Annotated in this window: 13 protein-coding genes and 1 pseudogene; 3 read left to right on the top strand and 11 right to left on the bottom strand. The window is 71.6% G+C overall.

All coding sequences use genetic code 11. The annotated features are described in order from the left end of the window. Positions 1 to 382: 382 nt before the first annotated feature. The gene (locus ACZ7OO_RS21595; protein WP_471506633.1) at positions 383 to 1,333 is read right to left on the bottom strand and encodes a 2-hydroxyacid dehydrogenase; all 951 of its coding nucleotides are present in this window, start codon (positions 1,331 to 1,333) and stop codon (positions 383 to 385) included. 74 nt (positions 1,334 to 1,407) lie between these two features. On the opposite strand from ACZ7OO_RS21595, the gene ACZ7OO_RS21590 reads away from it, so the two are divergent. Beyond that, positions 1,408 to 2,406: an aldo/keto reductase gene (locus ACZ7OO_RS21590; RefSeq protein ID WP_471506631.1), complete on the top strand. Its 999-nt coding sequence runs from the start codon at positions 1,408 to 1,410 to the stop codon at positions 2,404 to 2,406. A gap of 146 nt (positions 2,407 to 2,552) precedes the next feature. After that, a complete protein-coding gene (locus ACZ7OO_RS21585) occupies positions 2,553 to 3,728 on the top strand; it encodes a PQQ-dependent sugar dehydrogenase (protein WP_471506629.1) in 1,176 nt (391 codons plus the stop codon). Here ACZ7OO_RS21585 and ACZ7OO_RS21580 read toward each other — a convergent pair. The 5 genes from ACZ7OO_RS21580 to ACZ7OO_RS21560 form a co-directional block, all read right to left on the bottom strand. Continuing rightward, positions 3,716 to 6,769 (bottom strand): helix-turn-helix transcriptional regulator, encoded by a 3,054-nt coding sequence (locus tag ACZ7OO_RS21580; protein WP_471506627.1) that lies wholly within the window; start codon positions 6,767 to 6,769, stop codon positions 3,716 to 3,718. The two genes, ACZ7OO_RS21585 and ACZ7OO_RS21580, sit on opposite strands and share 13 nt — an antisense overlap. A gap of 206 nt (positions 6,770 to 6,975) precedes the next feature. Then, positions 6,976 to 7,167: a hypothetical protein gene (locus tag ACZ7OO_RS21575; RefSeq protein WP_471506625.1), complete on the bottom strand. Its 192-nt coding sequence runs from the start codon at positions 7,165 to 7,167 to the stop codon at positions 6,976 to 6,978. 198 nt (positions 7,168 to 7,365) lie between these two features. Continuing rightward, positions 7,366 to 8,004 (bottom strand): hypothetical protein, encoded by a 639-nt coding sequence (locus tag ACZ7OO_RS21570; RefSeq protein WP_471506624.1) that lies wholly within the window; start codon positions 8,002 to 8,004, stop codon positions 7,366 to 7,368. Between the two features lie 35 nt (positions 8,005 to 8,039). Further along, positions 8,040 to 8,615, bottom strand: a complete 576-nt coding sequence (locus ACZ7OO_RS21565) for a GNAT family N-acetyltransferase (RefSeq protein ID WP_471506622.1) — start codon at positions 8,613 to 8,615, stop codon at positions 8,040 to 8,042. Positions 8,616 to 8,699: 84 nt separating this feature from the next. Beyond that, positions 8,700 to 9,020 carry a hypothetical protein gene (locus tag ACZ7OO_RS21560; RefSeq protein ID WP_471506621.1) on the bottom strand — a complete coding sequence of 107 codons (321 nt, stop codon included), beginning with the start codon at positions 9,018 to 9,020 and terminating at the stop codon, positions 8,700 to 8,702. A 228-nt stretch (positions 9,021 to 9,248) separates the two neighbouring features. Between ACZ7OO_RS21560 and ACZ7OO_RS21555 the strand changes: the two are divergent. After that, positions 9,249 to 9,537 (top strand): annotated as a pseudogene (locus ACZ7OO_RS21555) (SAM-dependent methyltransferase); the annotation flags it as partial. 56 nt (positions 9,538 to 9,593) lie between these two features. Here the strand turns inward: ACZ7OO_RS21555 and gatB are convergent. The 5 genes from gatB to ACZ7OO_RS21530 all read right to left on the bottom strand — a co-directional run bounded on the left by gatB (position 9,594) and on the right by ACZ7OO_RS21530 (position 13,761). Then, positions 9,594 to 11,108, bottom strand: coding sequence for an Asp-tRNA(Asn)/Glu-tRNA(Gln) amidotransferase subunit GatB (gene gatB, locus ACZ7OO_RS21550; protein ID WP_471506619.1), 1,515 nt, complete (start codon positions 11,106 to 11,108; stop codon positions 9,594 to 9,596). Positions 11,109 to 11,123: 15 nt separating this feature from the next. Further along, positions 11,124 to 11,366 (bottom strand): hypothetical protein, encoded by a 243-nt coding sequence (locus ACZ7OO_RS21545; protein WP_352219303.1) that lies wholly within the window; start codon positions 11,364 to 11,366, stop codon positions 11,124 to 11,126. Continuing rightward, a complete protein-coding gene (gene gatA / locus ACZ7OO_RS21540; RefSeq protein ID WP_352219302.1) occupies positions 11,363 to 12,856 on the bottom strand; it encodes an Asp-tRNA(Asn)/Glu-tRNA(Gln) amidotransferase subunit GatA in 1,494 nt (497 codons plus the stop codon). Before gatA ends, ACZ7OO_RS21545 begins: the two co-directional genes overlap by 4 nt. Positions 12,857 to 12,861: 5 nt before the next feature. Continuing rightward, a complete protein-coding gene (gene gatC, locus ACZ7OO_RS21535; protein WP_018544665.1) occupies positions 12,862 to 13,158 on the bottom strand; it encodes an Asp-tRNA(Asn)/Glu-tRNA(Gln) amidotransferase subunit GatC in 297 nt (98 codons plus the stop codon). A 111-nt stretch (positions 13,159 to 13,269) separates the two neighbouring features. Then, a complete protein-coding gene (locus tag ACZ7OO_RS21530) occupies positions 13,270 to 13,761 on the bottom strand; it encodes a cupin domain-containing protein (RefSeq protein ID WP_471506616.1) in 492 nt (163 codons plus the stop codon). Positions 13,762 to 13,777 lie beyond the last annotated feature (16 nt).

The raw sequence follows: 13,777 nt of genomic DNA, 5'->3' as shown, positions 1-13,777 counted from the left end.
GCACCGCTCCCGGGTCCCTCGGGTCCCGGTGCGTTGGGTGAGCGTGCCTGCGTCCGCTGTGCCTGCGGTGGTGGTGATGGCTGGTGTGACGGCCGCGTCTGCGCGCAGCTGTGCGCCAGGGTCGCCGCCGGCGGCTCCGCCGCGTCGGATCGTTCGTCCATAGGCCGTGCATCGCCCGTCGCCCCCCTCACAAATCTGAAATGTCCATCCCCGGCGCCGAACGGTGCACGGCGCAACCCCTGTCGGACGATACACCAGTCTCGTCACTCAGGGACATAGCTTCTCTACGCTCCGTGACGAGCAGGAGCGATGCGCGTACGCACCGCGCCCGGAAGGTCGCGGACCGTACCGGAAGCGGATTACACGCGTGTTGCCGGAACTGTCAGTTGTCGGTGGATCCCGTCGTAAGGATCACGTTCCGCAGCGGCTCCCGGTTCACGAAGCGGTTCAGCTGCTCGGTGACGACGCGCTTGGCGCGCGGCCGGAAGGCCGAGGTGGGGCCGCCGACGTGGGGGCTGATCAGCACTCCGGGCGCCTGCCACAAGGGATGTCCGGCCGGCAGCGGCTCGGGATCGGTGACGTCCAGGGCGGCGGTGAGGCGGCCGCTCTCAAGCTCGGCGAGGAGCGCCTTGGTGTCCACGACGGGCCCGCGCGCGACGTTCACGAGCAGTGCGCCGTCCTTCATCCTCGCGAGGAACTCCGCGTTGACCAGGCCACGCGTGGTGTCCGTGAGGGGCGTGGAGAGGATGACGACATCGGCTTCCGGAAGCAGTTGCGGCAGTTCGGTGAGCGGATGCACGGGACCGCGCGCCGAGGCGCGCCCGGAGCGCGCGACGCGCGCCACCCGCGCAACCTCGAACGGCACGAGCCGGTCCTCGATGGCCGAGCCGATGGCGCCGTAACCGACGATGAGGACAGACTTGTCGGCGAGGGCGGGGTGGAAGCCGCTCTGCCAGTGCTCCTGCTGCTGGGCGCGCACGAACCCCGGGACACCGCGCAGGGACGCCAGGGTCAGGGTGAGCGCGAGTTCGGCGGTGCTCGCCTCGTGCACCCCGCGCGCGTTGCACAGCGGCACGCCGGGGGCGATGAGGTCCAGGGCCGCGATCATGTCGTCGACGCCGGCGGTGAGGGTCTGGATGAGCCGGACGTTCCGCATCCGCTCCAGCGGCCGCACCTTCACGTTCTGCCGCTTCATGTAGGGGACGACATACACGGCACAGTCGGCGGGGTCACCGGGGAAGTCCTGGTCCCCGTCCCAGAAGAGGTAGTCGAGCCCGTCGGGAAGCCCCGTGAACTCGGCCGGCGGGATGGGGAGCCACACGTCAGAGGTCATGGTCAGGAGGCTATGTCAGGGACGTGTGGGCGCAGAGGTTAGGTTGGGGGCTCTAGAAGGAGGTTCACGGGCTGGTGGAGCGCAGGACGATCGGCGCGGGGGCGCTCGCGGTGGGGGCCGTCGGACTCGGGTGCATGCCGATGAGCTGGGCCTACAGCGGGTCGCGGCAGCGCGGTGACGAATCGGTGAGGGCGGTGCACCGGGCGCTGGACCTGGGCGTGACGCTGCTGGACACCGCGGACATGTACGGCCCGTTCACCAATGAGCTGCTGCTGGGGCGGGTGCTCAGGGAGCGGCGCGCGGAGGCCTTCGTGTCCACCAAGGTGGGCCTGCTGGTCGGCGACCAGCACATCGTGGCGAACGGCCGGCCCGGCTATGTGAAGCGTGCCTGCGACGCGTCGCTGCGCCGGCTCCAGACCGACGTCATCGACCTCTACCAACTGCACCGTGCGGACCCCGAGGTCCCCGTCGAGGAGACCTGGGGCGCGATGGCAGAGCTCGTGCAGGCGGGGAAGGTGCGCGCCCTGGGGCTGTGCGCCCTGGGGGCGCGCGGGGGGCGCAGGTCCGGTGCGCGGCTGCACGACGCGACCCTGCGCCAGCTGCAGCGGGTGCAGCAGGTTTTCCCGGTGAGCGCGGTACAGGCGGAGCTGTCGCTGTGGTCGCCGGAGGCGCTGGAGGCGCTGCTGCCGTGGTGCGGGGCGCGGGGCGTGGGTTTCCTCGCGGCGATGCCTCTGGGCAACGGCTTCCTCACCGGCACGCTCACACCGGGCGAGGGTTTCGAACCCGACGATGTGCGGGCGCGGCACCCTCGCTTCACGGCGGAGATGATGGCGGCCAACCAGCCGATCGTGGCGGGGCTTCGGCGCATTGCCCGGCGGCACGGGGAGGAGGTCACCGCCGCCCAGGTGGCGCTGGCGTGGGTGCTCTCGCGGGGGCGGCATGTGGTTCCGGTGCCCGGGACGAAGCGGGGGCGGTGGGCGGCGGAGAACGCGGGCGCGGTGGACGTACGGCTGAGTGCGGAGGATCTGGCGGAGTTGGGGCGGCTGCCTGCTGCGCAGGGCTCTTGGGACTAGGGCCTGACGATCGGTCGTCGGTTCGGTGCGGTGGCGCTGTGGCTGGTCGCGCAGGTCCCGTGCAGACCCCGCACCATGATCCGCCGGACGGGCACCCGACCGCCGGGCTACGGTCGAAGGAGCCGCTTGCCCCTGTCGAAGGGACCATGATCGTGCAACGTCGAGCTGTGCCCGCCGTGTTGGCCGCGGCCGGACTCCTGCTGGCGGCGGGGTGTTCCTCCGGCGGAGGCGGTGGTGGTGGGGATGTGCCCACGCCGCCCTGGGCCGGGAGTGCGTCGGCCGGTTCCTCCGCGTCCGCCGCAGCGAGCGAGTCGACCGCGCCCGCGAAGGGCTCGGTGAAGGTGCTGCGCACGGTCGCCGAGGGCCTGAAGTCACCGTGGGGGCTCGCGCCACTGCCGGACGGGTCCGGGCTGCTCGTCTCCGACCGCGACGACGGGACGATCAGCAAGGTCGACGAGAAGACCGGGAAGAAGACCGAGCTGGGCACGGTGTCCGGGGTGTCCGCGGCCGGAGAGGGCGGTCTGCTGGGGATCGCCCTCTCCCCCGACTTCGCCTCGGACCGCATGATCTACGCGTACTTCACGTCGGCCTCCGACAACCGCGTCGTGCGCATGCTCTGGGACCAGGGCAAGCCGGCCGGGGAGCAGTTGGGCGCCCCCGACACGATCTTCAAGGGCATCCCCAAGGGGCTCATCCACAACGGCGGCCGGATCGCCTTCGGTCCCGACGGCATGCTCTACGCCGGCACCGGCGAGAGCGGGCAGCGGGGCCTCGCCCAGGACAAGGCCTCCCTCGGCGGCAAGATCCTGCGGCTCACCCCGGACGGTGAACCGGCCCCCGGCAACCCCTTTCCCGACTCCCCCGTCTACACCTACGGTCACCGCAATGTGCAGGGCCTGGCCTGGGACGACAATCAGCGGCTGTTCGCCTCGGAGTTCGGCCAGGACACCTGGGACGAGCTGAACGCCATCAAGCCCGGCGGCGACTACGGCTGGCCGAACGCGGAGGGCAGGTCCTCCGACGCCAAGTACGTGAATCCGATCGCCCAGTGGCACACCGCCGACGCCTCCCCCAGCGGCATCGCCTATGTGAACGGCGTGATCTGGATGGCCGGCCTCAAGGGCGGGCGCCTGTGGCGCATCCCGCTCAAGGGCACCGTCGCGGCCGCCGAGCCCCAGGCCTTCCTCAAGGGCGAGTACGGCCGGCTGCGCACGGTCGTGGCGGCGGGCGGCGACAAGGTGTGGCTGGTGACCAGCAACACGGACGGGCGTGGGAAGCCGAAGTCGGGCGACGACCGGATCCTGGAGCTTCAGGTGCGCTGACCGGCGGTGGCACTGCGGTCGGTGCGGTCGGGCGGGAACATCTCCAGGCGGTGGGCCACCGCCGCCGCCTCGCCCCTCCCGGAGACGCCGAGCTTGCCCAGGATGTTGGAGACGTGGACGCTCGCGGTCTTCGGGGAGATGAAGAGCTCCTCGGCTATCTGACGGTTGGTACGGCCCGCCGAGACCAGGCGCAGGACGTCCCGCTCGCGGCTGGTGAGACCGAGGCTCTCGGCGGCGTCCAGGGCCCGGCGAGGGGTGCCGGTGGTGAGGCTGAGGCGGGCACGCTGGGCGAGCAGGGCGACGGCCTCGGCGAGCGGGCGGGCGCCCAGGTGGTCGGCGACGGCCCCGGCCAGCCGGAGCAGTTCGGTCGCACGGTCGCGGTCGTCGTCGCCGGACGCCTCTTCGAGCAGGACCTGGGCGAGGCGGCGGCGGACCCTGGCGAGATCGTAGGGGCGGTCCAGGCACTCGAAGTCGGTGACCACGTCCGACCAGATCGCGGCGGTGTCAGTGCCCCGGGCACGGTGCAGTTCGGCGCGGGTCCAGCGTTCGTACGCCAGCCAGAGGGGCGCACCGGTGGTGAGCTTGCGGACGGCCTCGGTGAGCCGGTCGAGGACCTCGGCTCGGCCCTCGGCCGCCGCGGGCAGGGCGCGGGCGTCGGCCTCGGCAGCGGCGGCGGCCAGCAGCAGGGGCCAGCCGTAGCGCTGGGTGCCGGGCGGGAAGCCGAATTCCAGGGCGCGGTCCAGCTCGGCGCGGGCGTCGAGGAGCCGGCCCTCCTCGGCGGCGACGCCGATGGCGATCCGGGCGACGGGGAGCAGCGCCTGGGGCATCGGGTCGTGGGTGCCGAAGTGCTCGCGGGCGATGGCCAGTTGGCGGGCGGCCTCGGCGGCGTCTCCCCGGGCGAGGGCGATATGGGCCAGGCGCAGGGCGCCGGCGCCCCGGGGTTTGGCGCTGGCCGCGGAGCCGAGGGCGCCCGCCGCGGCTGCCGCGGCCTCGTCCCACTGGCCGAGCGCGTACAGCGAGTCGGAGAGGTTGCCCCAGATCCACATCTCGGAGTCCAGCATGCCGTACCGGCGGGCGAAGGCGAGGCCCTCCCGCAGGATGGGCACCGCCTCCCCGGAGCGGCCGACCGAGTCCAGCCCGGCGGGCAGGTTCACGTAGGCCCGCCCCGCGACAAGTGCCACGCCCTCCCGCAGGGCGTTGTCCTTGACCCGGTGCAGCTCCTCCATCCCGTTGTCCACATCACCCGCGTCGACCATGAGGCAGCCCAGGGTGATGCGCGCGTTGAGCTCGATCTCCCGGGCGCCCACCATCCGCGCGTACTCCACGGCCCGTTCGGCGGCGGCGAAGGCCTCGGGGCCGGGTTCGTGGAGCATGGACCAGTTGGCGACGTTGGCCAGCACGTCGGCGTGCACCTCCGAGGGCGGCAGGCCGCGCACCAGGTCCTGGGCGGTGCCGAGCTCCTGCCAGCCGTCGCCCCGGGCCAGGTCCTGGACCAGCCGGGAGCGCTGCACCCAGAACCAGGCCGCGCGCAGGGGATCCCCCTCGTCCTCGACCATCCGCAGCGCCTTCTTGGTGATCTTCAGGGCGCGTTCGCGTTCCCCGCAGAAGCGGCCCGCGACCGCGGCCTCCGCCATGAGGTCGAGGTAGCGCAGAGGTGTGGTGGCCGGGTCACAGCCGCAGGGAGGGTAGACGTCGGTGTAGTCGACGGGGCGCAGGGCGGCGCGGATCTCCTCGGGGGCGGGGTCCCACAGCTCCATGGCCCGCTCCAGGAGCCGCAGTTGCTCGCTGTAGGCGTGCCGGCGGCGAGCCACCACGGAGGCGTCGAGGACGGCGGGCAGGGCCTTGGCCGGGTCGTGGGCCTGGTACCAGTAGCTGGCCAGGCGGGTCACGCGCGCGTCGGCCGGCACCAGCGCCGGGTCGGACTCCAGGGCCTCGGCGTAGCGCCGGTTGAGCCGGGAGCGTTCGCCGGGGAGCAGGTCGTCGGCGACGGCCTCGCGGACCAGGGAGTGCCGGAACCGGTAGCCGTCGCCGCCGGGCGTGGCGGTGAGGATGTTGGCGCCGACGGCGGCCCGCAGCGCCTCGATGAGGTCGTCCTCGGCGAGCTGGGCGACGGCGGCCAACAGCTGGTACTCGACGGTGGAGCCGCCCTCGGCGACGATCCGGGCGACCCGCTGGGCGCTCTCGGGCAACGCCTCGACCCGCACAAGGAGCAGATCGCGCAGCGAGTCGGTCAGCCCGGTGCGGCAGCCTTCGGTGGTGGCGACCGCGAGTTCCTCGACGAAGAAGGCGTTGCCGTCGGAGCGCTCGAAGATCTCGTCGACCTGGGCGGGGTCGGGTTCGGCGGCGAGGATGCCGGCGATCTGGCGGCCGACCTCCTCCCGGTTGAAACGGGCGAGTTCGATACGGCGGACGGTGCGCAGCCGGTCGAGTTCGGCGAGGAGCGGGCGCAGCGGGTGGCGGCGGTGGATGTCGTCGGAACGGTAGGTGGCGAGGACGACGAGCCGGCCGGTGCGCAGGGTGCGCAGCAGATAGGAGAGGAGGTGGCGGGTGGAGGCGTCGGCCCAGTGCAGGTCCTCCAGGGCGACCACCACCGTGCGCTCGGCGGCGACCCGCTCAAGGAGCCGCGCCGTGAGCTCGAAGAGGCGGGCCATGCCCTGTTCGTCGTGCCGACTGAAGGAGGCCTCGCCGAGCTCCGGAAGCAGCCGGGCCAGCTCGTCCTCCTGCCCGGCGGCGGCCGCGGCCAGTTCCTCCGGCAGCGCGGCCCGCAGCGCCCGCAGCGCGGTGGAGAAGGGGGCGAACGGCAGCCCGTCGGCGCCGATCTCCACACAGCCGCCGAGCGCGACGACCGCGCCCCGGCGGCAGGCGGCCGTGGCGAACTCCTCGACCAGCCGCGTCTTGCCGACGCCGGCCTCACCGCCGAGCAGCAGCGCCTGCGGCTCGGCGGCCTCGGCACGGGCCAGCGCCTCGTTCAGTGACCCCAGCTCGTCGCTGCGGCCTACGAACACGGGACTCACGGACCTGGTTTCCACAGGCCAGAGCATCGCACGCGGCTCCGATCGGACGGCAGCGGTTTTCCACAGCACCGATGCGCTTGTCGTACGACTCATATGACCTGACGGCGTACAAGCCGACGGCGGTCCTGCAGACCGGTGGCCGACCCCCGTACGGCCACCGGTCTGCGCGTCCTCGGCGTCCTCGGTCGCCTGGCCCTCGGTCGCCGGGCGGTCGTCGCCGCCCGGCCACCTGGTCACGCGGTGCCCGGGAGCCGACGTCGGCTGCGGTGACCGGTATGGACTTCCTCCGGCACCGCGGCACGGCGGGCCGCCGCCTCGCGGCGGGCGGCACGGCGGGAGCGGACGGCCTCGCGGACGAGACGGGCGTCCTCGGCCTGCCGGCGCAGTTCGGCGGAACGGATCTCGTGCAGTTCGAAGGCGAACATGGCGGTTTCCCTTGTCAGAGACGGTGGTTGGGCCTCGCTTCTTGCGATGCCTCCACCTTCGTCTCCCAGGGGGGTGCGCCACATCGGGAGAGTTCCGCATCTTCGGACGCCCGCAGGACCCCGGACACGCGTAAGGGGCCTCAGGTCGTCCATAAGGTGCTTACGGACGACCTAAGGCCCCTTCTGACCTGGGCTGTCTCAGCTGGTCGAGGGCAGCCCGAGGAGCGCGTCGGAGTACTTGAGGACGGCGAGCAGCAGGCCGATGACAGCGAGCGCGACACCCGCCCAGGCGACCGACTTGATCCACGGCGCCTGCGGCTTGCCGGGGGCACCGAAGGCGGGCCGGACGAGCACCACGACGCCGGTGATCAGGGCCACCAGCGCGAACGCGCCGGCCCACAGCGCGGTGGTCTGCCAGGCGTCGCCGTAGACCTCCTTGACCTGCGTGGCGACGCTCGCGCTCGACGAGGTCCGGAGCTGGCCGATGAGGGTCTCGCGGGCGGCGGCCACCGTACCGATCCAGCCACCGGTGAGGGAGACCAGGCCGAGCACGACGGAGACCAGGGCTGCGGCGCCCTGGCCGACGCCCGAGGGGCTCTCGGCCTCGGCCTCGGCAAGGACGGCGTCGTCCTCCAGCTCCTCAGCGTCCTCGGCGTTCTCCGCGTCGACGTCGGTGTCCGTGCCGTCGGCTGCCTCGGTCCCGGCGGCCTCGGCCTCCGGCTCGGGCTTGGACTCCGTCGCGTCGTCGGCGCTCTTGGTGACGCTCACCTTCTCCTCGTCGGTCGTGGCCTCGGTGCCCGTCTCGGCACCGGTCTCGTCAGCTGTCTTGGTTCCCATGTCCGGCACCGTACGGATCCTGTCTGAGAGGTCTCTTAATGATCGTTGTGTACGGCACGCGCGCGTGCTTCACGCCATTCCGGGGCGAGGATCGACCACACCTCCAGGTCGTGCCTCAGGCCACCATAGGGGTGCGCCTCACGGCGTACGCCATCGCGGGTCATCCCCAGGCGCCGGGCCACGTTCAGGCTGGGCTCGTTGCCCGAGGCGGCGACCCACTCGACGCGGTGGATACCGCGCCGCTCGACCGCGAAGTCGATCAGTACCCGCATCGCGCGCGTGACGAGTCCGCGCCCGGTGCCGGCCGGCTCCAGCCAGCAGCCGACCTCGCAGTTGCCCTGTTCCGCGTCGAAGTTCAGGAAGAGCACACCGCCGACGAGCGTGCCCTTCAGCCACAGGCCGTGCAGGGAGCCGGTGTCGGCGGCGCGCATGTCGGCGTACCGCTGGAGCAGCGCCCGCGCGGAGCACACGTCCGTCTCCCTGGAGCCGAAGGAGATGAACCGTCCGATGAACCCCCGCCCGCGCTCCAGGTGGGCCAGGAACTCCTCGGCGTGCCAGGACTCCAGCGGACGCAGTTCGGCGCCGTCGTCACCCAGGGATATCGCGTACATCGTGCTTCTCCAGTTCCACCACGTCTTCGGTCGGCGCGTCGAGCCTCTCATGGACGGCACGGCACCCGGGCGAGTCGCTGCCGGTCAGTCGAACTGGTCTCCCAGCGCCATGACCATGCCCCCCAGGATCATCAGCCAAAGGGCTCTGCGGGTACGGCCCCGGGCGCCGAGCGCCCCCGCGGCCACACACACGGCGGAGCCGACGGCATAAGCGGTCGGCACCAGCGCGGGTACGCCGCCGCCCAGTCTCATCAGGGAGGCGGTCAGGCCCATCAGGGTCAGCAGGGCCCCGGTCACGGTGGCGGTCCAGCGGGCCCGACGGGCGTCCTCGTAGGGATCCCCGCCGTCCGCGGACTCCGCCTCGGTCATCTCGGGTTCGATGTCGGATTCCGCGTGTCCGGTCATGGCGGGCGAGCGTAGTACCCGCACCTGAGGAAACCTGCTGCGAACGGCGTCCACAACTGCCGGCTTCCGCTGGTCAGCACTGTTCGACGGTCCGAATGAGCTCCTGTTCATCGCCGTCCACTACGAAGATCACAGGGAGTCCGTTCACTCATGGCCGACACCAGGACCGGGGCGGCCGCCTCACTGACCGCCTGGCCCCTGGCGCATCGCCGAGGCCGGGTTCGCCGACCGGGTGCGGGCCGTGCATGTCGGCCCGGCGGCCGGATCGGTGTGGTTCGTACCGGCGCTGCGGGAGGAACCCGAGGGGGTCGGGGCGCCCGAGCACCTCGAGCCCTGGTGCTTCCGCTCGGCGAGCTGGTGCCGCCACTGGACGCGCAGCGGCGCGGTCGAGGTCGAGGCCGCCGACCGGTAGCCGGACGGCCGGTGTGACTGGCTGCTGTGGTGCGAGGTGGTCGCCGAGACGCTGTGCGCCGACGAGGGCCGCGCCCTGGGATTCGTGCGGCTGGTCGCGCGCCGCGGACAGGCGTACGGCCCCGGAGGCGCTGCCTCCGGGGCCGTACCGCGTGCTGCTGCTCAGCCCTCGCTGACGCCCAGCTTCTCCAGGATCAGCTCCTTGACGCGGGCCGCGTCGGCCTGGCCACGGGTCGCCTTCATGACCGCGCCGACCAGGGCGCCGGCCGCGGCCACCTTGCCGCCGCGGATCTTGTCGGCGATGCCCTGGTTGCCGGCGATGGCCTCGTCGACCGCCGTACCGAGCGCCGAGTCGTCGGAGACGACCTTCAGACCGCGCTTCTCGACGACCTCGTCCGGGGTGCCCTCGCCCGCGAGGACGCCCTCGATGACCTGGCGGGCCAGCTTGTCGTTCAGGTCACCGGAGTTGACCAGTTCGGTGACCCGGGCGACCTGCGCCGGGGTGATCGCCAGCTCGTCCAGCGCCTTGCCCGACTCGTTGGCGCTGCGCGCCAGTTCGCCCATCCACCACTTGCGGGCGGAGGCCGCGTCGGCACCCGCGTCGATGGTGGCGACGATCGGGTCCAGCGCGGCGGCGTTGATGATCGCCTGCATCTCCACCGCGGAGATGCCCCACTCGGTGAGCAGCCGGTTGCGGCGGGCCAGCGGCATCTCCGGCAGCGCGGCGCGGATCTCCTCGGCCCACTCGCGGGACGGGGCGACCGGGACCAGGTCCGGCTCCGGGAAGTACCGGTAGTCCTCGGCCTCCTCCTTCACCCGGCCGGATGTCGTGGAGCCGGTGTCCTCGTGGAAGTGCCGGGTCTCCTGGATGATGGTGCCGCCGCCGCTCAGCACGGCCGCGTGCCGCATGATCTCGAAGCGGGCCGCACGCTCCACGGACCGCAGCGAGTTGACGTTCTTCGTCTCGGAGCGGGTGCCGAACCTGGCGCGGCCGTGCGGGCGCAGCGACAGGTTCACGTCGCAGCGCATCTGCCCCATCTCCATGCGGGCTTCCGAGACGCCGAGCGCCCGGATGACCTCGCGCAGCTCACGGACGTACGCCCGTGCGACCTCGGGAGCGCGCTCGCCGGCGCCCTCGATCGGCTTGGTGACGATCTCGATGAGGGGGATGCCGGCCCGGTTGTAGTCGAGCAGCGAGTGCGAGGCGCCGTGGATACGGCCGGTCGCGCCACCCACGTGGGTGGACTTGCCGGTGTCCTCCTCCATGTGGGCGCGTTCGATCTCCACGCGGAAGGTCTCGCCGTCCTCCAGCTGTACGTCGAGGTAGCCGTTGAAGGCGATCGGCTCGTCGTACTGGGAGGTCTGGAAGTTCTTCGGCATGTCCGGATAGAAGTAGTTCTTCCGGGCGAAACGGCACCACTCGGCGATCTCGCAGTTCAGCGCGAGACCGATCTTGATCGCGGACTCGACGCCGGTCGCGTTGACGACGGGGAGGGCGCCGGGCATGCCGAGGCAGGTCGGGCAGGTCTGCGAGTTGGGCTCGGCGCCCAGCTCTGTCGAACAGCCGCAGAACATCTTGGTTCTGGTGCCGAGTTCGACATGGACCTCAAGGCCCATGACGGGGTCGTAGGACGCCAGCGCGTCCTCGTACGACACCAGTTCGGTCGTGGTGGTCACGGTGAAACTTCCCTCTCAGCCCAGCAGGACGTCGTCGTCGCCCAGCCGCTTCAGCTCGCGGTAGAGGATGGCGAGGCCGGTGACGATGGCGACGGCGGACACCCCGGCGTCGATCAGCCGGAGCGTGTCGTGCTCGGCGCGGGCCTTCTTGATCTGCTTGGCGACACCGACCGCGCCGAACACGGTGGTGGCCATGGACAGGTACGTACCGGACTTCGACTTCTTGAAGCCCTTGGCCTTCGACAGTGCGTTGCTCACAGCGACGGTGCCTCCTCAAGCAGCGGGTGCCCCCACTTTTCCACGAAGGCGGCCTCGACAGCGGCTCCGACCTTGTAAAGGCGGTCGTCCTTGAGCGCCGGCGCGATGATCTGCAGGCCCACCGGGAGGTTGTCCTCCGGGGCGAGACCGCAGGGCAGCGACATGGCCGCGTTGCCCGCCAGGTTGGTCGGGATGGTGCACAGGTCGGCGAGGTACATGGCCATCGGGTCGTCGGCGCGCTCGCCGATCGCGAAGGCGGTGGTGGGAGTCGTGGGCGACACGATCACGTCCACCTGCTCGAAGGCCTTCTCGAAGTCACGCGTGATGAGCGTGCGGACCTTCTGCGCGGAGCCGTAGTAGGCGTCGTAGTACCCGCTCGACAGGGCGTAGGTACCGAGCATGATGCGGCGCTTCACCTCCGGGCCGAAGCCCGCCTCACGGGTGAGGGAGGTGACCTCCTCCGCGGAGTGCGTGCCGTCGTCGCCGGTCCGCAGCCCGTAGCGCAGGCCGTCGAAGCGGGCGAGGTTGCTCGAACACTCGCTCGGTGCGATCAGGTAGTACGCGGAGAGCGCCAGGTCGAAGGACGGGCAGTCCAGCTCGACGATCTCGGCGCCCAGTTCCTTCAGCAGTTCGACGGACTCGTCGAAGCGCTGGATGACACCGGGCTGGTAGCCCTCGCCGCGGAACTGCTTGACGACGCCGACGCGCATGCCCTGCACGCTGCCGTTGCGGGCGGCCTCGACGACCGGCGGGACGGGCGCGTCGATGGAGGTGGAGTCCATCGGGTCGTGCCCGGCGATCACCTCGTGGAGGAGGGCGGCGTCCAGGACCGTACGGGCGCAGGGCCCGCCCTGGTCCAGCGAGCTGGAGAACGCGACCATGCCGTACCGCGAGACCGCCCCGTACGTCGGCTTCACACCGACCGTGCCGGTGACGGAGGCCGGCTGGCGGATGGACCCGCCGGTGTCGGTGCCGATGGCGAGCGGTGCCTGGAAGGAAGCGAGGGCGGCGGAGGAGCCGCCGCCGGAGCCGCCGGGGATCTTGGTGAGGTCCCAGGGGTTGCCGGTAGGCCCGTAGGCGCTGTTCTCCGTGCTCGACCCCATGGCGAACTCGTCCATGTTGGTCTTGCCGAGAATGACCACGTCAGCGGCCTTCAGCCGCTTGGTGAGGGTGGCGTCGTACGGCGGGATCCAGCCTTCCAGGATCTTCGAGCCGACGGTCGTCGGAACGCCCTCGGTGGTGAAGATGTCCTTGAGCGCGAGCGGTACACCGGCGAGCGGCCCGAGCTTCTCGCCCCTGGCCTTCTTCTCGTCGACGGCACGCGCCTGGGCGAGGGCCCCCTCGCGGTCGACGTGCAGGAAGGCGTGCACCTTCTCGTCGACGGCCTCGATCCGGGCGAGGTGGGCCTCGGTGACCTCGACGGCCGTGAGCTCGCCGGAGGCGATCCTCGCGGCGGTCTCGGCGGCGGTGAGCTTGATGATGTCGGTCATCGGGATCAGTCCTCCCCCAGGATCTGCGGCACCTTGAAACGCTGCTGCTCCTGGGCCGGGGCGCCGGAGAGCGCCTGGGCGGGGGTGAGCGAGGGACGGACCTCGTCCGCGCGCATGACGTTCGTCAGCGGCAGCGGGTGCGAGGTCGGCGGTACGTCTTGGTCGGCGACCTCACTGACGCGGGCGACCGCGCCGATGATGTCGTCCAGCTGTCCCGCGAAGTGGTCGAGTTCTTCGGGCTTCAGCTCCAGACGCGCCAGCCGGGCGAGGTGGGCGACCTCCTCGCGCGTGATGCCAGGCATGCAGCGATCCTCTGGGGTGAGTGCGTGTGGTTTGGAGCCAATCCTATGGGGCCTGGCCCGGTGACCGTGAAACGGTTTCCCCCGGGCCCGGATCCTCGGCGTCTCCGCTCCTCAGCGGCGCTTCTCCCAGGCGGTGCTCTGCAGGAAGTGGTTGTCGTACCGCTCCTGCACTTCGAGGATGGTCTCCGGGGTGACCTCGCCGACGCGGATGCGCTGGAGGTGGCGGAAGTACTCGAAGCGCTCCACGCCCGGTGTGATGACGATCAGGATGTCCGCGGTGCTGCCGGGGACGGCGGCGAAGGCGTGCGGCCGGCCGGCCGGGATGACGACCAGGTCGCCGCGCTCGGCGGTGACGACGTCGTCGCCGGAGAGCAGTTCGGCGGCGCCGTCGAGCAGATAGAACATCTCGGCGGAGTTGCGGTGCAGATGCGGCCGGGCGCCGTCGCCGCCCTCACCGAGGGTGACCCGCACGGTGGACAGCGCGCCGCCGGTGGCGCTGCTGTCGGCGAGCAGCTCGATCCGGGTCGGGTCAGCGCCGACCACCTCGGCGTCGGCCTCCCTCACGATCACTGACTCATCGAACTTCGGTACGAACAACGACATTTCCGAACCCCCTGTT

Source organism: Streptomyces sp. NPDC111744, assembly GCF_055634995.1.
This window is presented reverse-complemented; position numbering and strand designations above follow the sequence as displayed.